General features: G+C 66.9%; 30 protein-coding genes. 19 read left to right on the forward strand and 11 right to left on the reverse strand.

All coding sequences use genetic code 11. The features are described from left to right. Positions 1–28: 28 nt before the first annotated feature. Positions 29–1,402 (reverse strand): nitrate/nitrite transporter, encoded by a 1,374-nt coding sequence (locus CVA01_RS10165; RefSeq protein WP_141330509.1) that lies wholly within the window; start codon positions 1,400–1,402, stop codon positions 29–31. Positions 1,403–1,587: 185 nt separating this feature from the next. On the opposite strand from CVA01_RS10165, the gene CVA01_RS10170 reads away from it, so the two are divergent. Further along, the gene (locus tag CVA01_RS10170; RefSeq protein WP_170209753.1) at positions 1,588–2,040 is read left to right on the forward strand and encodes a molybdopterin-binding protein; all 453 of its coding nucleotides are present in this window, start codon (positions 1,588–1,590) and stop codon (positions 2,038–2,040) included. A 34-nt stretch (positions 2,041–2,074) separates the two neighbouring features. On the opposite strand, the gene mobA is transcribed toward CVA01_RS10170, so the two are convergent. After that, positions 2,075–2,734 (reverse strand): molybdenum cofactor guanylyltransferase, encoded by a 660-nt coding sequence (gene mobA, locus CVA01_RS10175; RefSeq protein WP_141330513.1) that lies wholly within the window; start codon positions 2,732–2,734, stop codon positions 2,075–2,077. Between the two features lie 174 nt (positions 2,735–2,908). Here mobA and modA point away from each other — a divergent pair, with 174 nt between their 5' ends. The 5 genes from modA (at position 2,909) to CVA01_RS10200 (ending at position 7,868) form a co-directional block, all read left to right on the forward strand. Beyond that, a complete protein-coding gene (gene modA, locus CVA01_RS10180) occupies positions 2,909–3,760 on the forward strand; it encodes a molybdate ABC transporter substrate-binding protein (protein ID WP_141330515.1) in 852 nt (283 codons plus the stop codon). Continuing rightward, entirely contained in the window at positions 3,747–4,550 is an 804-nt protein-coding gene (locus tag CVA01_RS10185) for a molybdate ABC transporter permease subunit (protein ID WP_141330517.1), read from the forward strand. The genes modA and CVA01_RS10185 overlap by 14 nt, the downstream gene beginning before the upstream one ends. Positions 4,551–4,552: 2 nt before the next feature. Continuing rightward, a complete protein-coding gene (locus CVA01_RS10190; protein WP_073883362.1) occupies positions 4,553–5,773 on the forward strand; it encodes a molybdopterin molybdotransferase MoeA in 1,221 nt (406 codons plus the stop codon). Between the two features lie 10 nt (positions 5,774–5,783). Further along, a complete protein-coding gene (locus CVA01_RS10195) occupies positions 5,784–6,725 on the forward strand; it encodes a LysR family transcriptional regulator (RefSeq protein WP_014010854.1) in 942 nt (313 codons plus the stop codon). Positions 6,726–7,043: 318 nt separating this feature from the next. Continuing rightward, entirely contained in the window at positions 7,044–7,868 is an 825-nt protein-coding gene (locus CVA01_RS10200) for a formate/nitrite transporter family protein (RefSeq protein ID WP_141330602.1), read from the forward strand. 160 nt (positions 7,869–8,028) lie between these two features. On the opposite strand, the gene CVA01_RS10205 is transcribed toward CVA01_RS10200, so the two are convergent. From CVA01_RS10205 to CVA01_RS10215, 3 genes are read right to left on the reverse strand one after another with little or no spacing between them, the layout of a single operon-like run. Continuing rightward, positions 8,029–9,231 (reverse strand): molybdopterin molybdotransferase MoeA, encoded by a 1,203-nt coding sequence (locus tag CVA01_RS10205; RefSeq protein ID WP_141330519.1) that lies wholly within the window; start codon positions 9,229–9,231, stop codon positions 8,029–8,031. Continuing rightward, a complete protein-coding gene (locus CVA01_RS10210) occupies positions 9,231–9,803 on the reverse strand; it encodes an NTP transferase domain-containing protein (RefSeq protein ID WP_141330521.1) in 573 nt (190 codons plus the stop codon). Before CVA01_RS10210 ends, CVA01_RS10205 begins: the two co-directional genes overlap by 1 nt. Then, positions 9,804–10,073, reverse strand: coding sequence for a MoaD/ThiS family protein (locus CVA01_RS10215; RefSeq protein WP_041630162.1), 270 nt, complete (start codon positions 10,071–10,073; stop codon positions 9,804–9,806). It abuts the gene before it with no gap. Positions 10,074–10,160: 87 nt separating this feature from the next. Here CVA01_RS10215 and moaC point away from each other — a divergent pair, with 87 nt between their 5' ends. Genes moaC through CVA01_RS10235 form a run of 4 tightly spaced genes read left to right on the forward strand, consistent with a single transcriptional unit; the run spans position 10,161 to position 12,769 of the window. Further along, positions 10,161–10,664: a cyclic pyranopterin monophosphate synthase MoaC gene (gene moaC, locus CVA01_RS10220; RefSeq protein ID WP_014010850.1), complete on the forward strand. Its 504-nt coding sequence runs from the start codon at positions 10,161–10,163 to the stop codon at positions 10,662–10,664. Continuing rightward, positions 10,661–11,164: a MogA/MoaB family molybdenum cofactor biosynthesis protein gene (locus CVA01_RS10225; RefSeq protein ID WP_014010849.1), complete on the forward strand. Its 504-nt coding sequence runs from the start codon at positions 10,661–10,663 to the stop codon at positions 11,162–11,164. Before moaC ends, CVA01_RS10225 begins: the two co-directional genes overlap by 4 nt. After that, the gene (locus tag CVA01_RS10230; protein ID WP_244938254.1) at positions 11,157–11,651 is read left to right on the forward strand and encodes a molybdopterin synthase catalytic subunit; all 495 of its coding nucleotides are present in this window, start codon (positions 11,157–11,159) and stop codon (positions 11,649–11,651) included. Before CVA01_RS10225 ends, CVA01_RS10230 begins: the two co-directional genes overlap by 8 nt. Continuing rightward, positions 11,648–12,769, forward strand: coding sequence for a ThiF family adenylyltransferase (locus CVA01_RS10235; RefSeq protein ID WP_141330523.1), 1,122 nt, complete (start codon positions 11,648–11,650; stop codon positions 12,767–12,769). The genes CVA01_RS10230 and CVA01_RS10235 overlap by 4 nt, the downstream gene beginning before the upstream one ends. 7 nt (positions 12,770–12,776) lie before the next feature. Here the strand turns inward: CVA01_RS10235 and fdhD are convergent, their stop codons facing one another. From fdhD to purF, 6 genes are all read right to left on the reverse strand, one after another. Then, positions 12,777–13,739 carry a formate dehydrogenase accessory sulfurtransferase FdhD gene (fdhD, locus tag CVA01_RS10240; RefSeq protein WP_014010846.1) on the reverse strand — a complete coding sequence of 321 codons (963 nt, stop codon included), beginning with the start codon at positions 13,737–13,739 and terminating at the stop codon, positions 12,777–12,779. Positions 13,740–13,774: 35 nt separating this feature from the next. Further along, positions 13,775–16,105, reverse strand: a complete 2,331-nt coding sequence (locus tag CVA01_RS10245; protein ID WP_170209754.1) for an FdhF/YdeP family oxidoreductase — start codon at positions 16,103–16,105, stop codon at positions 13,775–13,777. 69 nt (positions 16,106–16,174) lie between these two features. Continuing rightward, entirely contained in the window at positions 16,175–16,459 is a 285-nt protein-coding gene (locus tag CVA01_RS10250) for a DUF6457 domain-containing protein (RefSeq protein WP_244938255.1), read from the reverse strand. A 22-nt stretch (positions 16,460–16,481) separates the two neighbouring features. Next, a complete protein-coding gene (locus CVA01_RS10255; protein ID WP_141330529.1) occupies positions 16,482–17,630 on the reverse strand; it encodes a heme/hemin ABC transporter substrate-binding protein in 1,149 nt (382 codons plus the stop codon). A 62-nt stretch (positions 17,631–17,692) separates the two neighbouring features. Next, positions 17,693–18,394, reverse strand: a complete 702-nt coding sequence (locus tag CVA01_RS10260) for a nucleosidase (protein WP_014010842.1) — start codon at positions 18,392–18,394, stop codon at positions 17,693–17,695. A gap of 2 nt (positions 18,395–18,396) precedes the next feature. Further along, positions 18,397–19,890, reverse strand: coding sequence for an amidophosphoribosyltransferase (purF, locus tag CVA01_RS10265; protein ID WP_014010841.1), 1,494 nt, complete (start codon positions 19,888–19,890; stop codon positions 18,397–18,399). Positions 19,891–20,238: 348 nt separating this feature from the next. On the opposite strand from purF, the gene rpsH reads away from it, so the two are divergent. The 9 genes from rpsH to map all read left to right on the forward strand — a co-directional run bounded on the left by rpsH (position 20,239) and on the right by map (position 26,170). Next, positions 20,239–20,640, forward strand: coding sequence for a 30S ribosomal protein S8 (rpsH, locus tag CVA01_RS10270; RefSeq protein ID WP_041630160.1), 402 nt, complete (start codon positions 20,239–20,241; stop codon positions 20,638–20,640). Positions 20,641–20,657: 17 nt separating this feature from the next. Then, the gene (gene rplF, locus CVA01_RS10275) at positions 20,658–21,194 is read left to right on the forward strand and encodes a 50S ribosomal protein L6 (RefSeq protein ID WP_014010839.1); all 537 of its coding nucleotides are present in this window, start codon (positions 20,658–20,660) and stop codon (positions 21,192–21,194) included. Beyond that, complete coding sequence (gene rplR, locus CVA01_RS10280) at positions 21,194–21,595, forward strand: 50S ribosomal protein L18 (protein WP_014010838.1); 402 nt, start codon at positions 21,194–21,196, stop codon at positions 21,593–21,595. Before rplF ends, rplR begins: the two co-directional genes overlap by 1 nt. Positions 21,596–21,635: 40 nt before the next feature. Next, positions 21,636–22,280, forward strand: coding sequence for a 30S ribosomal protein S5 (rpsE, locus tag CVA01_RS10285; protein WP_014010837.1), 645 nt, complete (start codon positions 21,636–21,638; stop codon positions 22,278–22,280). A 2-nt stretch (positions 22,281–22,282) separates the two neighbouring features. Next, positions 22,283–22,468 (forward strand): 50S ribosomal protein L30, encoded by a 186-nt coding sequence (gene rpmD / locus CVA01_RS10290; RefSeq protein WP_141330531.1) that lies wholly within the window; start codon positions 22,283–22,285, stop codon positions 22,466–22,468. A 4-nt stretch (positions 22,469–22,472) separates the two neighbouring features. Beyond that, positions 22,473–22,919: a 50S ribosomal protein L15 gene (rplO, locus tag CVA01_RS10295; protein WP_014010835.1), complete on the forward strand. Its 447-nt coding sequence runs from the start codon at positions 22,473–22,475 to the stop codon at positions 22,917–22,919. Between the two features lie 567 nt (positions 22,920–23,486). Then, positions 23,487–24,818, forward strand: coding sequence for a preprotein translocase subunit SecY (secY, locus tag CVA01_RS10300; RefSeq protein ID WP_141330533.1), 1,332 nt, complete (start codon positions 23,487–23,489; stop codon positions 24,816–24,818). Then, a complete protein-coding gene (locus CVA01_RS10305; protein WP_014010833.1) occupies positions 24,815–25,360 on the forward strand; it encodes an adenylate kinase in 546 nt (181 codons plus the stop codon). The genes secY and CVA01_RS10305 overlap by 4 nt, the downstream gene beginning before the upstream one ends. 15 nt (positions 25,361–25,375) lie before the next feature. Next, positions 25,376–26,170: a type I methionyl aminopeptidase gene (gene map, locus CVA01_RS10310; protein WP_141330535.1), complete on the forward strand. Its 795-nt coding sequence runs from the start codon at positions 25,376–25,378 to the stop codon at positions 26,168–26,170. The last annotated feature ends 150 nt before the right edge of the window (positions 26,171–26,320 follow it).

Raw genomic sequence — 26,320 nt, forward strand, 5'->3', positions numbered from 1 at the left:
AGGTGGAATGCGAGTATTTATTCTGTTTTTATCCGGGGTAGGGGGCGTGTGGCCTAGCGTAGAACATCCACACGAGAACAGTGACCACAACGAAATAGACCACCATTCCCTGGAATACCAGAGTCGAGGAGACTCCGGACAGGAGCATGCCGACCACGAACGGTCCGAAAGCGCCGACTGCACCGGTCCAGCCGATGACTCCTCCGGCCTGGCGGGCGGGCAGGATCATGGGCATCTGTTTGAAGGTTCCGGCGTTGGCGGGGCCGGTGAAGAAGAACAGCGACAGCATCGCCGCCAGGAACCAGGGGAACTGATCGGGATCTGAGGGCTCGAGCAGGAAGGACGCCGCCAACGTGGACGCGGTCATGCCCACACATCCGACGAACGTCCAGATCGCACCGCCGAACTTGTCACACAGTGGACCCCACATAGCCCGGACCAGGGACCCGATCAGCGGTCCGAGGAAGGCGTAGGTTGCTCCGCCCGGGAGGTCGTCGACGGGAAAGGAGTCGGCGAGAGAGGAATCGCGCCCGTAGATCTCGTTGATGAGCAGGCCGAACTGTGCCGCGAAGCCGGAGAATGCTCCGAAGGTCATGAGGTAGACCAGGGTGAGGATCCAGGTGTTGCGGTTGCCGAAGATGTCGATCTGCTGGCGGAAACTTGCCTTGACCGGGACGTCCTTGAGGAAGTGCCAGGCCAGTGCGGCGGCCAGCACAGCCCAGGGGATCATCACGGCAGCAGCGTTGTGGACGAAGAGGAAATCGCCGTCGTTGGTGCGTTCTGGTGTGACGAATGTGATGCCGAGAAGGCCGAAGCCCATGATCCAGGGGCCGAGGAACTGGATCAGCGACATGCCGAAGTTGCCGATGCCCGCCTGCAGTCCCAGGGCCGTTCCTGACCTGCTCTTCGGGAAGAAGTACCCGGTCGAGGGCATGTACCCGGAGAATACTCCGCCGCCGATGCCGCAGAGGAAGGCCAGGGTGAGCAGCCACCCGTAAGGGGTGGAGCTGTCCTGGACGGCGAAGAACCAGCCGAGCATCGGGATGATGAACAGCAGGGAGGACATCGTCACGAGTCTGCGGGTTCCGATGATCGGCGGCAGGAACATGAACACCAGCCGGAACAGACCGCAGGACAGTCCGGGGATGGCGGTGAGCCAGTAGAGCTGGCCGGTGGTCAGGTCGAATCCGATCCGCGTCAGCAGGGGCGCGATGGCGGATACGAGATACCAGGTGGAGAACCCCATAATGAGCGAGAATGTCGAAATTGACAGGGTCCGCCATGCGATACGGGAATCCCAATGATCCTTATCTTCGGGATTCCATCCGTTGATGGTTCTTCCGGACGTGTCGAGTTCGTCCGGTGTGGTCGATCGTCCGTGCAATGTGGCCTGATGGTGCATAGTCCTCACCTGTGTGGATTGTTTGTTATATACTCTCCAACTACGTCGACACGAAGTCTACCAATAGAAACGAATGGAACGGATATGAGATGGATCATACGCGAACTACTCATATAAATCAAGGTCCGAAAGGAAAAGAAAAGTTCAGGAACTCCGATCGATCAGGGCAAGGGGGTACTGCGGCGGTGATCGTCGTCGACGACCGGGTCGCTTCCGGTGCCCGCGCGAACCGTTCCGGTGACCGCGCAGTGGCTGACCTCGGCGAATTCGTCCGGGTGCTCGGGTGCACGGTCGTCGAGGAGACGACGCAACAGGTATCCCAGGCGCTGGACACCGCTCTCGAATCAGGGGTCGACCTGGTTCTCACTGTCGGTGGCACCGGATTGAGGACCCGCAGCGTGACGCCGGAGTGCACGGCGGCCCGCATCGGGATGAGAGTCAGCGGTCTGGAGACCCAGATTCTCCTGCGGGGTCTGGAATCGACTCCGTCGGCAGGGCTGAGCCGGGGGATCGTCGGCATCGTCGACCGCGGAGACCGACGCACACTGATTGTCAACGCCGCCGGCTCCCGTGGTGCGGTGGCGGACGCCGTGGCGGTGGTCGGTCCGCTGATCGGCAGCATCACCGAACAGCTGTGAGTGACCGGCCCGGTGCAGCGGCCGGATCAGCGGGTCAGCGTCCGTTCCGGTCCCCGAATCCGTGGGCGAGCGCGTCCTGCCAGGTATCCACGTCCGCGGCGGTCGACGCGGGAAGTTCGACGGTGTCGAGGTTCCCGCGGCCCGTCCGACGCAGCAGCCGCATGACCGAAGTGTTGCGGAGGTCTGTGTCTGCCGCCCGTCGAAGTGGGCCGAACCGGATCAAGCAGAACAGGGGCTGCAACCTGGACCCGGCTGTGCCGACAATACCGATGGTGCCGTGGTGACCGGCGGCGTGCTCCAGCAGCACGGCAACCCCCTGGTGCGGTGCTGTCAGATCAGCGGCGAGCAGCAGCACCAGATCATCCTCGCCGGCGCCGGCGTCGGTCAGGGCCTCCACCCCAGCGCCGATCGCCGCCGCGGGCCCTGACAGGGGAGGATTCTCACGGACGCGCACAACTCCGGTCGGCAGTTCCATCTCCGGGCCGACGACGATAAGCGTCTGACAGCCGGCGCAGGCGTCAAGAACCCCGTCGATCAGGCGATGTCCCGCATCGTCCGTGAGCAGGGGCTTAGGCGGGGTTCCTTCCGGCGCGGACGCCGCCAACCGGGACCCTGCACCGCCGGCGACGATGATCGCGTGGACCGGCGGGCGTCCGGCGTCGGTGGTCTCCAGAGGGTGGGCGGATTCGGTCATGCCTTCAGCGTAGACGGCCGTGGTGCTCCCCCCGGTTCCGGCGTCTCCGTCCGCAGGTCATCGGAGCTATCGGGTGCCGCGTCCGGGGGCGGGTTACAGTAGGCCACTGTAACCCCCGGGCCGTGTGAGCGACAACGGGAGCGTTCCAGATGACACCTTTCGAGAGGACCGACCATGACCCGAACCCTGCACCTGTCACGCGCCACGGCACTGGCCGTTTTCGCCGCGCTGGCGGCACTGGTGCTGATGCTGGCGTCCTGCTCGAACTCGCAGAAGGACAGTGAGAGCGAGGGGACGGCCACCGCAGTGGACACCGGCAGCTCCGCCGGCGACATCACCGTCTTCGCCGCCGCCTCCCTGAAGAACGCCGGCGACGACCTGGCCGCGGCCTTCGCCGCCGACGGTCACGAGGGCGCGACGGTCACCTGGAACTACGCCGGATCCTCCAAGCTGGTCCAGCAGATCGACCAGGGTGCGGACGCCGACCTGTTCATCAGCGCCGATGAGGCGAACATGGAGGCCGCGCAGGACCTCGACGAGTTCGAGGACGCCGACCCGCAGGTCATCGCCACCAACCGGCTCGTGCTCGCCACGGCACCGGGGAACCTGGGGTCGATCACCGACCTCAACGACCTGAAGACCAACGAGAAGCTGCGCATCGCCCTGTGCGCCGACGGCGTGCCCTGCGGCACCCTCGCCCACGAGTACCTCGAGGACCAGGGCATCACCCTGAAGGCTCCGACCGAGGAGGCGAATGTCTCCGACGTATCCACCAAGGTCTCCACCGGTGACGTGGACGCCGGCTTCATCTACTCCACCGACGCCCAGGCGATGCAGAAGAACCTCAAGGAGTCCCAGGGCCGCGTCATCGTGCTGGACATCCCCGGCATCGAGGACAACAGCTACCCTGCCGCGCTGACCTCCGACGGTGAGGAGAACGAGACGGCCACCGAGTTCCTGGAGTGGCTGCAGACCGACAAGGCCCGCGAGATCCTCGCGGAGTACGGGTTCGGTGCGCCGGCGTAGCGTCCCGGTCGCCCTCGTCGCGGTCGCCCTCGTCGCTGTCCTGCTGCTGCTGGGACCACTGGTCGCGCTGCTGCTCAATATCCCGTGGGACCGCGCGGTCGAGCTGATCACCGCCGACGAGGCGACCGAGGCCTTCGGCCTGTCCCTGACCACGGCACTGGTGTCGACGGTGCTGTGCATCGTCCTCGGCCTGCCGTTGAGTCTGTGGATGGTCGACATGATGCGGAGTCATCCGAGGATCGGTGACGCCCTCCAGCTCATCATCTACGCCCCGTTGGTGCTCTCACCTGTGGTCTCCGGCCTGGCCCTGGTCTTTCTCTGGGGACGCCACGGGCTGGTCGGGGAGTGGCTGGACGACGCCTTCGGCCTCCGCGTGGCCTTCACCTCCCTGGCCGTGATCGTGGTGCAGGTGTTCGTCTCGATGCCCTTCTTCGTCTCCACGACGGTGACGTCGCTGCGCGGCGTACCGCCGGTGGTGCAGGAGGCTGCCCGGGTCGACGGGGCGTCCCGGTGGCAGGTCCTGCGACACATCACGGTGCCGCTGGCGCTGCCCGGGATCGTCGTCGGCACGGTCCTCGGTTTCGCCCGTGCGCTGTCCGAGTACGGCGCAACCCTCACCTTCGCGGGTAACGTCGCCGGGGAAACCCGGACGATCCCGCTGCTCATCGAGCTCGGCCTGAGTTCCAATGACATGGACCAGGCGCTCGGTGCCTGCATCCTGCTGCTCGGCATCTACGTGCTGGTGGTGGGCGGGGTCGCCACGACCACCCTGCTGAGACGGAAGCGGTAACCATGCACCCCGGCCTGCACCCGGCCCCCCGGACCCCCGAAGATCATCAGGACGCCGTGCGCACGCTCGTCGGTGAGCGTCCGGTCGTGGACCTGCCGGTCGTCGACGCCGTGGGACGGCCGCTGGCACGGGCGGTGGCGGCCGTCGAGGATTCGCCCCGCTTCGACAATTCCCAGATGGACGGGTACGCCCTGTTTCCGCAGCACCTCGCGGGTGGAACGTTCACTGTCGGGGAGACCGTCGCCGCCGGTGCGGACCCGGCGTCGGTCGTCGAGGACGCCGGTGATGCCGCAGACGCCGTGCTCCCGGTCATGACGGGGGCGAAGATCCCTGCAGGCACCGTGGCCGTGGTGCCGGTCGAACGCTGTGATCCCCCGGAGTTCCCGTCGACCGGTGCCTGCGTGACGGTCCCGGCGACGCCGGCCGGGCAGTTCGTCCGGCCCCGTGGGTCGGACATCGCCACCGGCGACGAACTGTTGGCGTCCTCCCATGTCGTCAATGAACGGACCGTCGGTGTGGCGGCCGCCCAGGGCATCACGACGCTGCCGGTGCGCGAGCCGGCGCGGGTGCTGATCTGCACCGGCGGTGACGAGATCGGTGACGGTGACGGTGCCGGGACCGGCGCGGCGATGATCAGGGACGCCAACGGGCCGATGCTCGCCGCACTGTGTACGCACCACGGGATGAAGGTCGCGGGCCGGGTCCGCACCACCGACGACCCGGTCGCGTTCGGTGCGCTGCTGCGCTCGGCGATCCGTCAGAGTAACCCGACGGTGGTCGTGACCAGCGGCGGAATCAGTCACGGCAAGTTCGAGGTGGTGCGACAGCTGCTCTCGCCGTTGGACGGGTCGTGGTTCGGGCATGTAGCCCAGCAGCCGGGCGGTCCGCAGGGCACGGCCGTCTTCGAGGGGACGCCGGTGGTCTGTCTGCCCGGCAACCCGGTCTCCACGGCGGTGAGTTTCCGGCTGTTCGTCGCGCCGGTGCTCGGTGTGGCTGAGGCGGAGTCGACCGCCGTCCTGGACGCACCGGTGACCGGTCAGGAGCACAAGGACTGCTTCCACCGGGCGGTGCGGTCCGTGGTCGACGGGCGGGTGCTGGTCCGGCCGGTCGGCGGTGCGGGGTCGCACCTGCTCGCCCAGTCGGTGGAGGCGGACTGTCTGCTGCGCGTGCCGGCCGGTGCCCGGCCGACGCCTGGGGACGTGGTGGCGGTGTATCCGCTGTAGCGTGGTTTCCATGCTCCTCAGTCAACTGACCTACTTCGAGGCACTCGCCCGGGAACGACACTTCGGCCGGGCGGCGGCGTCCTGCTTCGTGACAACCTCGACCCTGTCCGAGGCGATCCGGAAACTGGAGAAGGAGGTCGGATCACCACTGGTCAACCGCAGTCATTCGGCATTCCAGGGGCTGACGCACGAAGGCGAGCTGGTACTGACCTATGCGCAGCGGATCACTGCGGACCAGCGTCATCTGGAAGAGGACCTCGCCGCCGTCCGCGGTGAACTGTCCGCGACGGTACGGGTGGGCGTGATCCCGGCAGGGACGGGCTGGGCGGCGCGGCTGCTCGACCGGATCGCCGAGGCGCACCCGCGGGTGCGCTTCGACCTGCGCGCGGGGCTGCGCAGTGAGGAGATCGTCGAGGGGCTGCGGGCCCATGAGCTGGACGCCGGGATCATCCACACCACCCCTGAGGGGGTGCGGGGCCAGCGGGTGACGACCGTGGGGTCGGTGCGCTTCACGGTGGTGGGTGTACCTGCGCTGTTCCGTGAGCGGTTCGGTTCGGTACCTGCGTCCCTGTCCGGAGCTGAGCTTTCCACGTCTGCTGTGGCTCTGCTCTCGCCGGGGATGCTGGCTCGCGAGGAGTTCAACCGGGCGATGTCCGAGTTCGACGTGCAGGTCACACCAGTGCTGGACTCCGATGCCGTCGCCGCGCTGCTGTCCAGCGCCGAAGAGGGACGCTGGTTCGCAGTCGTGCCTGAATGGGCGCCGCTGTCGGACCGGCTGTGCGCCGTGCCGCTGGAGGATCCGGAGGTGCGGCTGTCGATCGCGGTCTCCCGGCTGGACACCCGGCCGGTGACGTCCGTGGCCCGGGCGGTGGACGCCGCGGCTGCCGAGGTCGCGGCCGAGGTCGCTGCAGAGGTGGCTGCTGAGATGGCGGCCGGTGGTGCGTCCTCCTGAGCTCCCCTGTGCAGCTCGCTGCGTAGCTCCCTGTGCCGCCCACATTGGGGGTGAACAAGGGGGTGTCTTCTGTCGGGTTGTGCCGCAATCGGTTTCGGCGGGACCGACCGGTGGTGTGCTGCGGCGTTCCGCGCATGTCATGATGTGGCGCAGGTCGCCTTTGGTTTCGGGGTGGCGTCCTCTGCCGGAGTCGGGCGACCGGTTGGCACGGTGGGACATGACGGTCATTCGGTCCACCGTGACACTGGTAGTAGCGTCATCCCGGTGAGTGAGAATGCATCAACCGTAGAAACCGAGGCCCGGGCCACTCCGGCCCCGTTGGACGGCGCCGTGAATGCCGCCGCCGACAAGGCCATCCTCAAGAAGGCGGGACTGTTCGCCGATGATCCGCTGCGCTATTCAGTGCGCGCGATCCTCGCCGGCGTGTACCTGACCCTCGGCACGGCCTTCGCCGTCGTCGCCGGCAATGCGGTCGAAGGCGTCGCTCCCGGTCTCGGTGCGGTCGTCTTCGGCATGTGCTTCTTCGTCGGCCTGGCCATGATTTTGCAGGTCGGTGCCGAACTGGCGACCGGCACCATGATGTTCATGGTCTTCGGTGCCGTGCGGGGGCATGTCTCCTGGCTGCGGGCCGCGGGGATCATCCTGTGGACGGTGGTGCTCAACCTCGTCGGCGCGATCATCGTCGCGGTGATGCTCGGCCAGTCCGGCAAGCTCGGCGGACTCGGAGCCGACCACCTGCTCGCCACCCTGTCCGACGGCAAGCTGAACAAGGGCCCGTGGGGCATCTTCCTCGAGGCTATCCTCGCGAACTTCCTGGTCAACGTGACCATTGTCGGCGGCCTGATCATGAAGGACTACGCGGGCAAGTTCCTGTTCACCCAGTTCGTCATCGGCGCGTTCGTGGTGCTGGGCCTGGAGCACCTCATCGCCAACTTCTCCCTGTTCATGCTGTCCCTGTTCTGCCTCGGTGACGGGTTCATGGACGGCGGCGCCGTGCTGGACTCGCTGACCTGGTCGAATGTGCTGGACAACTGGGGGATGGCTCTGCTCGGCAATATCGTCGGCGGTGGGCTGCTCGTCGGCGGGGTGTACGCCTGGCTGAATCAGGGTAAGTCGAAGGGCGCACAGCTCTACCGGGACTGATGTCATGTCCCGCATCCCCTACTGATGCAGCTGGTAGTACGCAGAGGCGGAAGTCAGGTACCTGACTTCCGCCTCTGTGTACTGGTAGCGACAGTGAAGCACGCTCGGTACTGGTAGCTGCACAGGGAGGACGGAACAGTGGGGAAAGGGAAAACCCCACCTACAGCATCAGGTAGTCCACCGGTCCGCCCGCCGCAAGGCCCCCTGACGGGACGACGAGCAGCACATCGCCGGTCGCGTACCCGGTGAGCATGTGAGAGTGTGCACCGTCGACCGGGGTGCAGACCCGGTCGGCGCCCAGAGACGCGGGAATCAGGCGCACCCGGTCCCTGTCGAGCGGATCAAGCGAGACGGCACAGGCCCCCGAGTGCAGCTCAGAGGACGCACCCACGAACGCGGCAATGGCCGGCATCACGAACGAGTGCAGCGCGACATGCGCGGCGAACGGGTTCCCCGGAGCGCCGATGATGAGCTGTGCTCCGCGCCGCGCGATCAGGGTCGGGTGGCCCGGCCGGCACGCTACGCCGGACGCCAGGACCTCGCCGTCATCCCCGGCTACGGCACGGGTGATGAAGCGCCGCGCGAAGTCCTGTCCGGAATGACCGGAACCACCGGTGACCAGCACAATGTCGGCGTCTACCGTCGAGGGCCGACGCAGCCAGTACTCCACCGCCACCGGGTCGTCGGCGATGGCTTCGGTCGAGGTCACGACGCCACCCCAGGACTCGACTAGTGCCGGGAAGGACGTGGAGAAGGCGTCGCGTACCTCACCAGGACCGGGGACACCGCTGCGCACGATCTCATTGCCCGTGAAGGCGCACACCACGGTCGGACGCACGGTCACAGTCACCTCGTCGACGCCCCCGGCCGTCAGCATCGCGATATGACGAGGCGTGAGCCGGACCCCGGGCGCCAGCAGTTCGGACCCGGCGGCGCGTTCCTGCCCGGCGGGGCGGATGTCCTTGTCCACGTCCGGCTGCCCGGCGTGCAGTCGGGAACCGTCACAGGTGATCTCGGCGTCCTCGGACCGGACGACGGCCTCCGCACCCTCAGGCAGCAGCGACCCGGTCAGGACCGGCAGTGCCTCCCCGTCGGAGAGGACGCCGCCCGTGCGGTGCACATTGCGTCCCGCCGCGCCCTCGACCGGTGTGGCGAGCAGCAGCCACGGGCCGGAGCCGCGCACCGCGAACCCGTCCATCGCCGAGGACGTGTAGTGCGGCACGTCCATGGGGGAGACCACGGCGGACGCCAGGATCCGACCCGCCGCGTCCGCCACCGGAACCAGTTCGGTGCCGCGGCGGGCATGGTCATGGACCGCGGATTCGACGGCGGCGCGGGCTTCGGACCAGCTGAGAGTGTTCATCAGTCCTGACCGTACCCGTTGCTGTATCCATGTGCTGCGGCATCCGCCCAGGTGTCGATGTCGGCGACGGTGGCGGCGGGCAGTTCGATCTCGGGCAGGTGCAGTTTCTTCACGATGCGCATGACGGGGGCGTCGGTGAAATCGCCGACGCAGGCGTCCTTCAGGGTGGGGAAGGACGCCCGGAAGAGAAGGGGCTGGAGGCGTCCTGCGGCGGTGATGACTCCCGGTCGGTCCAGTGCAGTGACGACGGACGCCGGGTCGGCGAGATCCGCGGGCAGGACGAGGACATCGCCGGTGTAGTCAGCCGGGATCGCGGCGACACCGGCGGCGATACCTGCGGCCGGGCCGGCCAGCGGCGGATCCTCGCGGACACGGGTGGTCTCAGCGGGAAGCGGCATCTCACCGGCGACGACGATCTGCCGGCAATCGGGAAGCACAGCGCAGGCGTCGAGGACGCGGTCGATGAGACGGCGGCCTGTGGCGTCCCGGAGAAGAGGTTTGACCGGTACCGGAGACGGGGCGGAGGCGGCGAGACGTTCGCCGCGTCCACCCGCGATGATCAGCGCGTACATCTACCCTCCGGCGAACGGCGGGAGGACGTCGATGCGCCGGACGGTGCTGAGGTCGACGGTGGGGGCGTCCTGCGGCGTGACCGTGCGGCCGTCGATGAGGAAGCTGCAGCGGTCGAAGATCTGGGCGAGTGTCATGCCGCCGGCGGTGGTCTCGGTGTGGGTTGTGCCGAGGGTATCGAGCAGGTCGGCGAGTGTGCCGGTGGCTTCGGTGCTCTCTTGCGGGACGCCGCGTGCGGCACGGGCGGCGGCGAAATAGTGGATCTCAACCATGCGCACCAGTTTAGGTGCACATCGCGCGTCGCTCTGAACCCGGCTCGGGCGAACTCTGACCGGCCCCACCGCGTAACCTGGACACCTATGAGCAGCACGGACAATACCGAGAACACCCACCTCACCCACGTCCGCGAGGACGGCTCGGCGCACATGGTCGACGTCACCGCGAAGAGCGAGACCAGCCGCACCGCCGTGGCCACCGGTCGCGTCCGGACCAGGGAAGATGTGCTCGACATGATCTTCGATCCGGCCAACGAGGGCCTGCCCAAGGGGGACGCCCTGCCCGTCGCCCGCGTCGCCGGGATCATGGGTGCGAAGAAGACCCCCGAGATCATCCCGCTGTGTCACCCACTGCCGCTGGGCAAGATCACCGTCGACTTCACCCGCGAGGCGGACGCCGTGCGTATCGAGGCTTCCGTGAAGACCCGTGGTGTCACCGGTGTGGAGATGGAGGCGCTCACCGCCGTGACCTCGGCTGCGCTCACGGTCTACGACATGATCAAGGCGGTCGACAAGCACGCCGTGATCGACGACATCCGCGTCCTCGCGAAGTCCGGCGGCAAGTCCGGCGACTGGGATGTGCGATGAGTACCGCACTCGTCATCGTCGCGTCCACCCGCGCCGCCGCCGGTGAGTACGCCGACCGCACCGGCCCCGTCCTGGTCAGTTGGCTGCGTGGGAGGGGGCTGACAGTGCCGGACGCCGCGGTCGTCGCTGACGCCGACATCCCCGCCTACCTCGACGAGCTGTTCGGCGAGCAGGCGGACCCTGACGAGACAACCGCCACCCCGACGATCGTGCTCACCACCGGAGGCACCGGCATCAGCCCGACCGACGGTACCGTCGCCGCGGTAAGACCACTGCTCACCCATGAACTACCCGGCCTGATGACCGCGGTGCACCTCAAGGGCCTGGAGAACGGCGTTCCGACTGCGCTGCTGTCCGGGGGCGTGGCGGGTACTGTCGGACGTACTTTCGTCATGACGCTCCCCGGGTCGACCGGCGGAGTCAAGGACGGCATCGCCGTGCTCGACCCCGTGCTCGACCACCTCATCGACCAGCTGGAAGGAGCCGGAGACCATGAGTGAAGCCATGGAGGACCCCGTAAAGGGCCCTGTGAAAGACCCTGCCTACGTCGCTGCGCAGACCGGCACTGTCATCCACACCGCCGTCTCCACGGGGCGCCTCGAGGACCACCTCGCCGCTGCGAAGGACGCCACGGCGACCGACGCGATGGGCGCTGTCGTCACCTTCGAAGGCACCGTGCGCGATCACGACAACGGGGAAGGGGTGACACAGCTGATCTACACCCACCACCCGACGGCAGATGCCGTGCTGGCGCGGATCGCCGAGGAGACCGTCGCCGAGTACCCCGAGATTAGGCTCTGGGCCGAGCACCGCAGCGGCGAATTAGGCATCGGTGAACTGGCCTTCCTCGTGGTTGTGGCGTCCTCCCACCGGGGGCCCGCCTTCGAGGCGGTGGCCGAGTTCGCGTCCCGCGTGAAATCGGAGGTGCCGATCTGGAAGGAACAGGAACACACTGACGGATCGACGGACTGGGTGGGGCTGTCATGAGTGGGAAGACAGTGCCGACCGTCGACCACGCCCGTTTCCGACGCCAGATCACGCTCGCCGGATTCGGTCTCGCGGGACAGGAGAAGCTGGCGTCCTCCCATGTCGCCGTGCTCGGGGCCGGTGGACTCGGATCGCCCGCGCTGCTCTACCTCGCCGCGATGGGGGTGGGTGAGGTGACCGTCATCGACGATGACGTGGTCGCGACCTCCAACCTGCACCGGCAGATCATCCATACCGACAGTGCGGTGGGGGAGCCGAAAGCGGAGTCCGCGCGCCGGGAGATGCTGGCGCGGAATCCTGACCTGGTGGTGCATGTCGTGAGCACCCGGCTGGCGGCGTCGAACGCCGTGGAGCTGCTGCGGGGCGCCGACGTGGTCCTCGACGGCACCGACAACTTCGCCGCCCGCTACGCCTGCTCCCACGCCTGTGCGGTACTGGGGATCCGGCACGTGTGGGCGTCCATCCTCGGCTTCGACGCGCAACTGTCGGTCTTCGGTGGACACCTGGCAGACGGGACGGCCGGGCCGGTCTACGAGGACGTCTTCCCGACCCCGCCCGCTCCCGGCAGCGTGCCGTCCTGTTCGGCTGCGGGCGTACTCGGCCCGGTCGTGGGGATTGTGGGCACCGCGATGGCGCTGGAAGCGGTCAAGGTGCTGACGGGTGTCGGCACACCCCTGGCCGGCACGATCGGCTACTTCGACGGACTGTCCGGTCGGTGGGAGTACATCCCGGTGCACGCCGATCCGGCGGTCGCCGAGCGGGTGAGGTCCGTGTCCACGCCCGTGGACGAGGAGCTGGCGGTCGAGCGGTCGGATGATGATGTCCCGGACCTCACCGATGCCGTGCTCATGGATGTCCGTGAGCCCGACGAGTTCGAGACCTTGCATATCCCCGGTGCGGTGAACATCCCGCTGTCCGCGCTCAAGGGTGGCGTCGACGGCGAGTTCCCTGAGGAGGTCGAGTACGTGGCTGACCGGGCGACCGAGGAGGGGCGTCCTCTGGTGGTCTACTGCGGATCGGGTGTGCGCTCGCTGCGGGCGGTCGATCTGCTGGCGGGGGTCGGTATCGCCGCGATCAACTATCCCGGCGGCATCGAAGCGTGGCTGGAGCGGCAGTAACCCCCCGCTACGCGAGCTCCCCGCTGTAGAGGTTGAACCTGTCGTCGCGGGTGAAGCCCGTGAGCAGCAGCCCGGACTCCTTCGCCATGTCGACCGCCAGGGACGTGGCCGCGGAGACGGCGACCAGTCCGGAGAACCCGGCCAGCACCGCCTTCTGCACCAGCTCGAAGGACGCACGCGAACTCATGACGAGGTAGGTGGCCTTGTCCGGGTCGTCGTCGGGGACATCTCCGGGGAGACGGTCGTCGAGCAGGAGCGCACCGATGACCTTGTCAGCGGCATTGTGGCGTCCGACATCCTCACGGATGACCAGGGGACGCCCGTCAGCGGTGAACGCGCCGGCAGCGTGGATACCACCGGTCTTCCTGAAAGACTTCTGACCGGAGGACAGCTGCTGCGGAAGGGAGACCACCAGTTCAGGGGACGGATGCACCGGAGTCAGCGTGTAGCGCTTCTCCTTCATGAGGTCCTCGATGGAGGTCGTGCCACAGACGCCGCAGGCTGAGTTGGTCACCAGGTTGCGGATCGGGAGCTCACGGCCCCGCAATGTACCTGCACCGACCGGCAGTGACGGGCAGGAATCACCGACCGGCGGCTGCGGGGAATCCGGGGACGCGGTGACACCTACCTCGGCGATGCTGAACCCTGCCGCATCCCGCAGGGACACATCCAGCGTGTTGTACGTGTTCTCACCCTTCGGCCCCACCGCACCGGCACAGTAACGTGCCTCGGCGATGTCGACGCGACCGGTGATCACCCCTTCGGCGTGGAGCAGCCCGTGGACCAGTTCGATGTCGTGGCCCGGCGTCCTCATGGTGGTACTGAAGTCCGTACCGTCCACCCGGATCTGCAGGGGCTCCTCGACGGCGAGGGTGTCCGCCCGGGTGTCCACCTCGACGGGCGGGTGCCCCGCGGAACCGTCCCCGAGGCGAACCTTCGTGACCCGTGCCTTTTCCGTCAACCTACCCATGTGTGTGCAGCGTACTCCGGGGTTCTCCGTCTCGTTTACTTGTCGCCCGCGGGCATCGGCGGCATGTCCTCGGCGCGCTTCCCGGTCGGCTCCAGGTGGATCGGGGTGGACTTGAACACCGGGGTGTTCGACTTCGTCACGGCGTTGTCCAGCGGGATCACCACGTTCGCCTCAGGGAAGTAGGTGGTGCAGCCGCCGCGGGAGTGGTCGTACTCCACGACCCGGAAGTCGGGGGCGCGGCGCTCGCCGTCGGGGAAGCTGGAGACGATGTCCACCATGTCGCCGTCGCGCAGGCCGCGCTCGGCGCAGTCCGCCTTGTTCATCAGGACGACGCGGCGTCCACCCTTGATCCCGCGGTAGCGGTCGTCCATGCCGTAGACGGTGGAGTTGTACTGGTCGTGGGTGCGCACCGTGTTCATCATCAGCTCACCGGGCTTCAGCTCGACCGGGTCGATCTCGTTGACCGTCAGGTGCGCCTTGCCGTCGGCGGTGGTGAACTTCCGCTCACGGGGGCCGTTGGGCAGGTAGAACCCGCCCGGGTGGTTCAGACGCTCGTTGAAGTTCTCGAAGCCGGGGATGGTGGCCGCGATGTGGTCACGCAGCACGTCGTAGTTGTCGATCATCGGCTGCCAGAAGTCGTCGCCGAAGGTCTCGCGTCCGATGGAGCAGAGGATGTCGACCTCACTCTTCAGGTCGGAGCTCCGGTGGAAGCGGCGCTTACCGGTGGAGGCGTGGACCTTGCCGGCGGAGTCTTCGACAGTCACGGACTGGCGTCCGGACTTCTGCATGTCCAGGTCGGTGCGGGCGCGCACCGGCAGGATCAGGGACTTCCGGCCGGGCCAGGCGTGGGAACCGTTCGGCTTCGTCGACAGGTGCACGGTGAGCTCGTTGGCCGCCATGCCGCGTTCCAGGACGGCGGTGTCGGAGGCGACCCGGACCAGGTTGCCGCCGAGGGACAGGAAGAACTTCACTTTGCCGTCGCGCATCGCCTGCAGGGAGGAGACGGTGTCGTAGCCGTGCTCGCGGGGGACGGGGAAGCCGAACTCTTCCTCGATCGCGGCGAGGAAGCTCTCCGGGGACTTCTCCCAGACACCCATGGTGCGGTCACCCTGGACGTTGGAGTGGCCGCGCAGCGGGGCGGTGCCGCAGCCGGGCTTGCCGATCCGGCCGGTGATCAGCAGGGTGTTCACCATCTCCTGGATGGTGGCGACGGCGTTCTTGTGCTGGGTCGCGCCGAGGGTCCAGGTGATGATGGTGGTGGACGCGGCCTCGATCGAATCGACCATGCCGAGGACCTGGGACCGGGGGATGCCGTGGGCGGCGGCGAGCTCGTCGTCGTCGAGGGTCTCCAGGTGCGCCTTGAAGGCGTCGAAACCGGAGGTGTAGGTGTCCAGGAACCAGTGGTCGATGACGTTGTCCCGGGCGACGAGCTCCTTGTTCACGGCGAGGAACAGGGCGCGGTCGCCGTCGAGCCTGACCTGGAGGTAGTCGTCGGCGAGCTTCTCCTTGAAGCCCAGGTAGGTCTTCACGGCCTGGGGCTCGCGGAAGGCCATGAGCCCGGCCTCCGGCATCGGGTTGAGGGCAAGGATCTTCCCGCCGTTCTCCTTGCAGCGGGAGTAGGCGGTCAGCGCACGCGGGTGGTTGGTGCCCGGGTTCTGGCCGACGGAGATCAGCAGGTCGGTGGTGTGGAAGTCGTTGATCGTCACCGAGCCCTTGCCGAGGCCGAGCGTCGCCGACAGTGCCGAGCCGGTGGACTCGTGGCACATGTTCGAGCAGTCCGGCAGGTTGTTGGTGCCCATCCGGCGGGCCAGCAGCTGCACGGCGTACGCGGACTCGTTGACGGCCTTGCCGGAGGTGTAGAAGACGGCTTCGTCCGGGGTGATGGACTGCAGCTCCCCGGCGATCATCGCGATCGCGTCGTCCCAGCTGATCGGCCGGTAGTGGCCGTCGCCGGAGTCCCGGTCGTAGACCAGCGGGTGGGTGATGCGCCCCTGCTTGCCGAGCCAGTGGTCGGTCTTCTCGCGGAGTTCCTCGACGGTGTACCGCGCCCAGAAGTCCGGACCGGCCTTGGTGGGGGTGGTCTCCTCGGCGACGGCCTTCGCGCCGTTCTCGCAGAACTCGACGATATTGAGGTCGTGCTGGTCCGGTTCGGGCCAGGCGCAGCCGGGGCAGTCGAAGCCCTTGTGCTTGTTGATCGTCAGCAGGGACGGGCCGCCGTTGTTCGGCAGCGCGTACTGCATGGCGTGGAGCACGGCCGGAATACCGGTCGCGACCTTCTCGTTCTCGCTCACCCGCGGGTGGTCGAAGCGGTTGGCCACCGGGTTGACCTGGTCGGTGACCGGCGGAAGTCCCTGAACATTAGTCATTCTCCCGATGGTAGACCCGGACGTGATCTGCGTCATACCGGCGGTGTCGGGTTCCGCCGAACGGGGGTCTCAGTCCTCGGGCTTCCCGCCGGACGCCGCACGCTCACGGACCGCGGCGATGAGCTCGGTGGGGTCGGTGCCGGCACGTCCGGCGGCCAGGCCGATGAGGAAGGCGGTGACAGGAGCGGCAGGACGCGACCGGTCGTGCGCGACCGTACTGGTCAGCTGGAGGATCTCGCCGACGAGGGCGCGCTCCTCGTCACGGTCGATGCCGAGCTGGTCGGCGACATCATCGAGCCAGGCGAGCATGGCCGCCTTCTCTTCAGGGGAACCTTTGGCGGGGGTGGAGTTCATGGCGTCCACCATAGGCCCGCGGTCAGGACGCCGTAGCCTCGCGGTGGGCGTCCGGGTTGTAGAGGGCGCTTGCGGCGGAGAGCAGCATCTCACCGGTCTGCGGGCCGAAGCTCAGGGCCTGGGAGTCCGGGATCGCGAGGATGCGGCGGTTCTGCCCGGCCTTCGTCTGCTCGATGCCGGGCTTGGTGAGCAGGCCGTCGATGTTGCCGGTGGACTGCAGGCCGGCGGACATCATGACCAGCACGTCCGGGTCGAGCTTCGCCAGTGCCTCGGCATTGGCCGGGGCCATGTCGGTGATCCCGTTCTCCGCTGCGACGTCGACCGCACCGATGCCCTCGATGAGCTTGCTGGTGCCCGAGTCCGGACCGAGGATGTAGAAGACGCCGCCGTCACCGCGGGCGTAGAGGAAGGCGGCGCGCAGCGGGGTGCCGTCGGTGGCGGCGTCCGCCAGATCCCTGATGGTGGAGCGGGCCTCGTCAGCCTCGTCGGCGGCACGCTCGGCGAGCTTCCTGCCCTCCTCCGGCAGACCGACGATGTCGGCGACGGTGGTGATGGACTCGCTCACGGCCTCCGCGCCGTACTCCGGGTCCTCCATCATGACGACGGGGATGCCGGCGTCCCGGATCTGCTGGACGGCGTCCTCCGGTCCGATGGAGGGGTTGAGGATGATGAGTGAGGGGTCGAGGTTCAGCACCGCTTCGGCGCTGATGGAGTGGCCGCCGTGGGTGACGACGGGCAGGTCGGCGAGGCTGGGCTCCATCGAGGAGACGGAGCGTCCGACGATGTTGTCGCGCAGGCCCAGGCCGGCCAGGGTGCGGGAGATCGTGCCCGAGATGTCGAGCGGGACGATGCGGGAGACGTCGTCGACGCTGACGTCGTTGCCGCCGGCGTCGGTGAGACTGACCGGGAGGGCGGGGTCGGCGTCCTCGGTGACGGGGGTGACGTCGCCGACGTAGGGCGCGTAAGAGACATCACGGGACCCGGACGCGGTGGGGACGTCATCGGCGGTGGGGAAGTCCCCGACCGCGGCGTCGAAGCTGGTCTCCTCGGCGTCACCGACACTGCCGCCGTTGTCCGATCCGACACCACAGGCGGTGAGCCCGACGGTGAGGAGCAGTGCGGTGACGGCGGCGAGTGGACGCCGACGGCGTCCGGACAGGATGGCACTCATGGAAATGAATGTAGCAATGATGGTGAGGCAGGCCTTAATCGACGGGGTATGCCCCGGGTCGACTACTCCGCGGTGAGTTCGGGCCGGTGGGGCGTGGTGAGTTGGCCACGCGTGTGGGCGGCGATCTCGCGGGCCATCCGCGGCAGTTCCTCGCGCCACGAGGTGCCGGCGGAATCTCCGGCGTCGTCGCTGATGACCTTGATCAGCTGCACCGGGACGCCGAACCACCGGGCGACCGACGCGACGGCGTATCCCTCCATGTCGACGATGTCGGCGTCCTCCGCGAGACGGTCGCGGGTGGCGTCCGACTCCACGAAGACGTCGCCGGTCGCCAGGGTGACGGAGGACGCCGCGTCCCGCTCGAGCCCGTCAAGGGTGTCCGGCGTGGCACCGGGGACTGCGGTCTCCGCGGCGAGGTCGAGCGGCGGGTACTCGTCGGCACCGGTGAAGGCGGCGACGGAGGAGTGCGAGAAATCGTGCAGCACTACCCGGTCGACCCGGTGCACGCCGGTCAGTCCCGGGCGCAGTGCCCCGGCGGTGCCGATATTGATGATGCCGCTGGGCAGTCCGCCGGCGCGGAGGTAGCGGTGCAGACAGTCCGTCAATGACAGGGTGGTGTGGATCCGGCCGATGCCGGTGAGCAGCACCGGCAGATCGTCGAGACCTTCGGTGAGGTGCGTGGCCTCGCCGGCCATCGCGACGACGAGCAGGGGACGCCCCGGGGTGATCTCCCCGTGGTGCAGGACGGTCTCTTTCCCGGTCATCTCTAACTTTCCTGGGCGGCGGCGACCCAGTCGAGGTACTCCTGGGTGACGGTACCGGTGACGTACTCACCGGTGAAGCAGCTCAGGTCCAGGCCGTCGAGTCGCTGGTCGGTCTGGCCGTCCATGATCGCCGCCTCCAGGTCCTCGACCTCCTGGTAGATGAGGTGGTCGGCGCCGAGCAGTTCACAGATTTCCGGGATGGTCCGGCCGTGGGCGATGAGCTCGGACTCGGTCGGGATGTTGATCCCGTAGACGTGCGGGTGGCGGATGGGCGGGGCGGCGGAGGCGAAGGTGACCTTGCGGGCGCCGGCGGCACGCGCCATCTCGATGATCTGGGAGCTCGTGGTGCCGCGGACGATCGAGTCGTCGACCAGCAGGACATGCTTTCCCTTGAACTCGGTGGACATCGCGTTGAGCTTCTGGCGGACACTCTTCTTGCGGACCGCCTGGCCCGGCATGATGAAGGTGCGTCCGACGTAGCGGTTCTTGAAGAAGCCCTCGCGGTAGTCGATGTCGAGGACCTTGGCGACCTCCATGGCGGACGGGCGCGCCGAGTCCGGGATCGGCATGACCACGTCGACATCCTGGACGGGCATGTGCTCGGCGATGGTCTTCGCCAGCCGGGCGCCCATGCGCAGACGGGAGTCGTAGACGGAGATACCGTTCATCACCGAGTCCGGACGGGCGAGGTAGACGTACTCGAAGGAGCACGGCATGAGCTTCGGGGACTCGGCGCAGCGGCTGGAGTGCAGCTTGCCTTCGGGGGTGATGAACACGGCCTCGCCGGGGGCGAGCTCACGGACCAGTTCGTAGTTGCCGTTCTCCAGGACAAGGGACTCGGAGGCGACGACCCACTCGTCGTGGGCGTCCGGGCGTACCTCGAGCTGTGCCGGGGTGGGGTGGCGGCGTCCCAGCACCATCGGGCGGATACCGAAGGGGTCGCGGAAGGCGAGCAGACCGTGGTGGGCGATCAGTGCGACGACGGCGTAGGCGCCCTCGATGCGACGGCTGGTCGCGGAGACGGCACTGAAGACGCTCTCGGGCGTGAGATCGGTCGGGCCGGTCGTGGCCTGCAGCTCGGAGGCGAGGACATTGAGCAGCAGTTCGGTGTCGCTGGAGGAGTTGACATGCCGACGGTCGCGGTCGCGCAGTTCCTCGGTGAGCTCACGGGTGTTCGTCAGGTTGCCGTTGTGCACCAGGGTAATGCCGTACGGGGAGTTGACGTAGAAGGGCTGCTGCTCCTCTTCGGAGGACGCCGCGCCACGGGTGGCGTAGCGGACGTGGCCGAGGCCGACATTGCCGAGCAGGGAACGCATGTCCCGGGTGCGCACGACTTCACGGACCTGGCCACGGGCCCGGAACGTGTGCAGGTGGCCGCCGGCTTCGGCCGTGGCCATACCGGTGGAGTCCTGTCCTCGGTGCTGCAGGAGAAGGAGAGCGTCGTAGATGTCCTGGTTGACCGGGCTGTTGCCGATCATTCCGACGATGCCGCACATGGTTCTGGGGTATTCCTCACTGACGGGGTACTGCTCGGGCCGGTGGTGACCCTGAGCAGATTACGCTGTGACATGTCCGGACACCGATTCGGGACGGGGTGTCGACGACCCTCCGGAGGCCGTTTGACCTTGTCGTGCCTGATTGCTAGCGTAAACAGGTCCTGCGTGTCAGGACCAAGCATTCAACCACTTTGTCACAGGCCCTCCGCCCTCATGCGGCCGCGTCGTCACCAAGGTAGCGAGCAACCCCGGTTACTGAATCAGGGAAGCGTCAGTTGCCGACAAGGACGCGGTGACGCCCGGGTGGAAACGGGAACCGTGGCGAGAAAGGCACAAGGTCATTTCGTCATGACGATGACTGATCCCATCGCGGACATGCTGTCCCGCGTGCGGAACGCGTCCAACGCGTACCACGACAGCGTGTCCATGCCGTCCTCCAAGATCAAGGCCAACATCGCCGAGATCCTGAAGAAGGAAGGCTACATCGCCGACTTCACCGTCGAAGAGGCTGCCAAGGTCGGCAAGCAGCTCATCCTGGAGCTCAAGTACTCCAACAGTCGTGAGCGCTCCATCGCCGGTGTCCGCCGCGTCTCCAAGCCGGGTCTGCGCGTGTACGCCAAGTCCACCAACCTCCCGAGGGTCCTCGGTGGCCTGGGTGTGGCGATCATCTCCACTTCCCAGGGTCTGCTGACCGACCGTGAGGCGACCGAGAAGGGCGTGGGTGGGGAAGTCCTCGCCTACGTCTGGTAGAAGGAGGACGCAGCACAATGTCACGTATCGGTAAGGCCCCTGTGGCCGTCCCCGCCAACGTCACCGTCACCATCGACGGTCAGACCGTCGAGGTCAAGGGTCCGAAGGGCACTCTGTCCCAGGAACTCCCGGCCCCGATCACCGCCGTCCAGGAGGGCAACGAGATTCTCGTTCAGCGCCCGGACGACCACCGCAAGAACCGTTCCCTGCACGGTCTCTCCCGCTCGCTCGTCAACAACATGGTTGTCGGCGTCACCGAGGGTTACACCCAGAAGATGGAAATCTTCGGTGTCGGTTACCGCGTCCAGGCCAAGGGCAAGAACCTCGAGTTCGCTCTCGGTTACTCCCACCCGGTCCTCATCGAGGCTCCGGAGGGTATCACCTTCGCGGTCGACGGAAACACCAAGTTCTCCGTCGCAGGTATCGATAAGCAGCAGGTCGGACAGATCTCCGCCAACATCCGTCGTCTGCGGAAGGACGATCCCTACAAGGGTAAGGGCATCCGCTACGAGGGTGAGCAGATCCGTCGCAAGGTCGGAAAGACGGGTAAGTAATGTCTCAGAGCAACGACAAGAAGCGTCTCCCGGTGGGCAAGGACATCTCCACCCGCCGTCGCATCGCACGTCAGCGCCGTCACTACCGTCTGCGCAAGAACATCTCCGGTACCGCCGAGACCCCGCGTCTCGTCGTCCACCGCACTTCCCGTCACATGCACGTCCAGCTGATCGACGATGTCGCCGGTCACACCCTGGCCGCTGCGTCCACCACCGAGGCCGATATCCGTGCCATGGAGGGTGACAAGAAGGCCCGTGGTGCCCGTATCGGTGAGCTCATCGCTGAGCGCGCCAAGGCTGCCGGTGTCGAGACGGTCGTCTTCGACCGTGGCGGCTACCAGTACCACGGTCGCGTCGCCGCTCTGGCCGACGCCGCCCGCGAAGGTGGTCTGAAGTTCTAATGCGCAACGACAAGATTTTCACCGACGGAAGGACTGCGTGATGTCGGAACGTGATCGTAACGGCGGCGCCCGTACCGCCGACAACAACAGCAACAACCGCGGTGACAACCGCGGTCGTGGCCGTGACGACCGCCGTGGTGGCAACCGTCGTGGTCAGGATGACGAGCGCTCGCAGTACATCGAGCGCGTCGTCACCATCAACCGTGTCTCCAAGGTCGTCAAGGGTGGTCGTCGCTTCAGCTTCACCGCTCTCGTGATCGTCGGCGACGGCCAGGGCATGGTCGGCGTCGGCTACGGCAAGGCGAAGGAAGTTCCTGCCGCGATCCAGAAGGGTGCTGAGGAAGCTCGTAAGAACTTCTTCCGCGTCCCGATGATCGGCGGAACCATCACCCACCCGGTCCAGGGTGAGGCTGCCGCCGGTGTCGTGTGGATGGCTCCGGCCGCCCCCGGTACCGGTGTCATCGCCGGTGGTGCCGCCCGTCCGGTGCTCGAGTGCGCCGGCGTCCAGGACGTCCTGTCGAAGTCCCTCGGCTCCGACAACGCCATCAACGTCGTCCACGCCACCGTGGACGCCCTCAAGCAGCTGGTCCGGCCCGAAGAGGTCGCCGCCCGCCGTGGCAAGACCCTCGAAGAGGTCGCCCCGGCCGCGATGCTCCGCGCCCGCGCCGCAGGACAGGGAGCGTAACCATGGCACTGAAGATCACCCAGCGTAAGGGTAAAGTCGCCACCAAGCCGAAGCAGCGTGAGTCGCTGCGCTCGCTCGGCCTGAAGCGTATCGGCCAGTCGGTCGTCCGCGAGGACACTCCGGTGGTCCGCGGTCAGATCAACGCCGTGCGCCACATGGTCGAGGTCGAGGAAGTTGCAGGGGAGTAAGAACATGAGCGAACCCATCAAGCTCCACGACCTGCGTCCGACCAAGGGTGCCAACACCGCCAAGACCCGTGTCGGTCGTGGTGAGGCGTCCAAGGGTAAGACCGCCGGTCGCGGTACCAAGGGCACCAAGGCCCGCAAGCAGGTCTCTGCCGCCTTCGAGGGTGGCCAGATGCCGCTGCACATGCGCCTGCCGAAGCTCAAGGGCTTCAAGAACCCGGCCAAGGTCGTGTTCCAGGTCGTCAACGTCTCCGATCTGGAGACCGCCTTCCCGAAGGGCGGCGACGTCACCGTCGCCGACATCGTTTCCGCCGGTCTCGTCCGGCCGAAGCAGCCGGTGAAGGTCCTCGGCAACGGTGAGATCTCCGTCGCGGTCAATGTCACCGCCGACAAGTTCTCCAAGTCCGCTGTCGAGAAGATCCAGGCCGCCGGCGGTTCCACCACCGAGGCTTAGGTCTTCACTGTCTGCACTGTTCTCACCAACAGTCGCTGACCGGCGCTGAACCCCGTTCCCCCTCCGTGGGGGAGCGGGGTTCCGCCATGTCCGGGTCGTCCGCATTTTCCGTAGACGACTCGATCTCACCTACCCGGGGGGCTTCATGTCTGCGGGAGGCACAGAATTGGGATTCACTGCCACAGAATGCCCGATTCGTGCCTGCCGCAGACATGAAGCCCTGCCGGGTAACGTTGTGGTCCGGGGTAGGACGCCGCACCGGTGCACCGCGAAACCGCGTCGCATTCACCGTCACGCATCTCCCCGAAGCAGGAGAGATGCGGCCGACCTGAGGGCTGCGTCCTCAGTGGTGGTGACCTGCACGAACAGGGGCACAGGGGGGCAAACTCACCTGCCGACGGGGCACAGATGAGGTCACCCCTGCTATCCTGTTGCAGTTGTCCAATATCCGCCGCCGGTCAGTCATGCCCGGAGACGGAAACACCATGTAGACCCATCGGCACTGTCGACGCCCCGCCTCTCTCCCGCGCAGGACGCCAGCGACAGTGACCGAGCCAGGAGGCAAATGTGACCGCCATACTCTCGGCGTTCCGGGATGCCGATCTGCGCAGGAAGATCCTCTTCACCCTGGGGATGGTCATCCTGTATCGGATCGGCTCTCAGATCCCGACGCCCGGTGTTGACTACGCGACAGTCACAGAGCAGGTGCGTAACCTGACCTCGGACGGCCAGACCAGCATGTACAGCCTGATTAACCTGTTCTCAGGTGGCGCGCTGCTGCAGTTGTCGATCTTCGCGATCGGCATCATGCCCTACATCACGGCGTCCATCATCGTGCAGTTGCTGACCGTGGTCATCCCGCGGTTCGAGCAGCTGAAGAAGGAGGGGCAGTCCGGTCAGGCGAAGATGACCGAGTACACCCGCTACCTCACTGTCGCTCTCGCGCTGCTGCAGTCCTCGGGCATCGTGGCACTGGCGAACAACAAGCAGCTGCTCGGCTCCGGCCAGCAGGTGCTGAGGGACGATGTCGGGCTCTTCGGCATTATCACCATGGTCGTCATCATGACCGCCGGTGCCGTGCTCGTGATGTGGATCGGTGAGCTGATCACCGACCGCGGCATCGGCAACGGTATGTCGTTGCTGATCGTCGCCGGTATGGCTACCCACCTGCCCGCCCAGGGCATGAGTATCCTGCAGGACTCCGGCGGATTCGTCTTCGCGGGCGTGGTCGTCGCGATGCTCGTGCTCGTCGTGCTCGTCGTCTTCGTCGAGCAGGGGCAGCGCCGCATCCCGGTCCAGTACGCCAAGCGCATGGTCGGTCGTCGCCAGTACGGCGAGACCTCCACCTACCTGCCTCTGAAGGTCAACCAGGCCGGTGTTATCCCGGTGATCTTCGCGTCCTCCCTGCTGACGGTCCCGATCCTCATCACCCAGATCATCCAGTCCGGCGGCGGCGAGCAGGCGGACAACTGGTGGAACCGCGACGTGATCAACATCCTGACCGACCCGTCGGACTGGCGCTACATCGTGTTCATGGCCGTCATGATCATCTTCTTCGCGTTCTTCTACGTGTCGATCCAGTACGACCCCAACGATCAGGCCGACAACATGAAGAAGTACGGTGGATTCATCCCGGGCATCCGTCCGGGCCGACCCACCGCCGAGTACCTCGGCCGGGTGATGAACCGTCTGCTCGCTGTCGGTTCCGTGTACCTCGCCATCATCGCGATTATCCCGAACCTCGCCCTGTCCGCCGGAATCACCTCCGACGGAGGGGGTAACGGCCTCGGTGCGTTCGGTGGTACCGCTATCCTGATCATGGTCTCGGTCGCTCTGACCACCGTCAAGCAGATCGAGTCCCAGCTCATGCAAGCCAACTACGAAGGATTCCTCAAATGAGACTCGTTCTCCTCGGCCCGCCCGGTGCGGGCAAGGGTACCCAGGCGGCCATCCTCGCGGACGCACTGCAGGTCCCCCACATCTCCACCGGCGACCTGTTCCGCGAGAACATCGGCAAGGAGACCGAGCTCGGCAAGCTGGCGCAGTCCTACATCGACGCCGGCAAGCTGGTCCCGACCTCTGTCACCGCCGACATGGTCCGGTCCCGCCTCGCCCAGGATGACGCCACCGACGGCTTCCTCCTGGACGGTTTCCCGCGCACCGTCGAGCAGGCCGAGATCCTCGGTGAGATGCTCGGCGAGACCGGAGAGAAGCTCAACGCGGTCATCAACTACCAGGTCTCCGAGGACGTCGTGGTCGAACGCATGCTCTCCCGTGGCCGCAAGGACGACAACGAGGACACGATCCGCACCCGTCTGCAGGTCTACCGCGACGAGACCGCGCCGCTGATCGACTTCTACAGCGACATCATCGTCAACATCGACGCCGAGGGCACCGTCGAGGACATCTCCTCGACCACCCTCGATGCGCTGGACCGCTAGAAAGAAGCAGTTACCGTGGGATTCCGCCGTTCACACAAGGTCATCCGGGGCAAGTCGCCGGCCGAGCTCGACGCCATGCAGGCGGCGGGTGAGATCGTGGGCAAGGCCCTGCAGGCCGTCAAGGCCGCAGCGAAGCCCGGAGTGAGCACCCTCGACCTGGATGCCGTCGCCGAGGCGACGATCCGGGACGCCGGGGCCTTCCCGACGTTCAAGGGCTACGGCGGATTCCCGGGGAGCATCTGCTCCTCGGTCAACGACATGATCGTCCACGGCATCCCGGACGAGAAGACCGTCCTCAAGGACGGGGACCTCGTCTCCATCGACTGCGGTGCCACCCTCGACGGCTGGGTCGGTGACTCTGCCTGGACCTTCGGTATCGGCGAGATCGCCGAGGACGTCCGCAAGCTCAACGAGGCCACCGAGTTCGTCCTCTACGAGGGACTCAAGGCGATGGTCCCGGGTAATCGGCTGACCGACGTCTCCTGGGCTCTGGAGGATGCGACGAGGGCCGCGTCCGCGAAGTTCGGCGTCCCGTTGTTCATCGTGGACGGCTACGGCGGTCACGGCATCGGACACGAGATGCACGAGGACCCGTACCTGGCCAATGAAGGACGCCCCGGCAAGGGCCCGTCCATCGAGGTCGGATCCACCCTCGCCATCGAACCGATGCTGGCCCTCGGGACTGTCGACTCCTATGTCCTCGAGGACGACTGGGGCGTCAAGACCCTGGACGGTTCCTTCGCCTCCCACTGGGAGCACACCGTCGCGGCGACGGCTGACGGCCCGCGCATCCTCACCCCGCGCTACTGAGGTGGCCGCGGCAGGCTCCGGCGCAGACTCCCCGGGGGAGGGGCGGGGTCGGTGGGGTATATGCCGGTATTGGCGCGGGGGCGCGTCATGCCGTAGACTCTTCCTCTGGTGTACCCGTGGGTCGTCGTGACGATCCCTGGGTACACCGTC

The sequence above is a fragment of the Corynebacterium variabile genome, assembly GCF_006539825.1.
In the GTDB taxonomy this organism is placed as follows: Bacteria; Actinomycetota; Actinomycetes; order Mycobacteriales; family Mycobacteriaceae; genus Corynebacterium; species Corynebacterium variabile.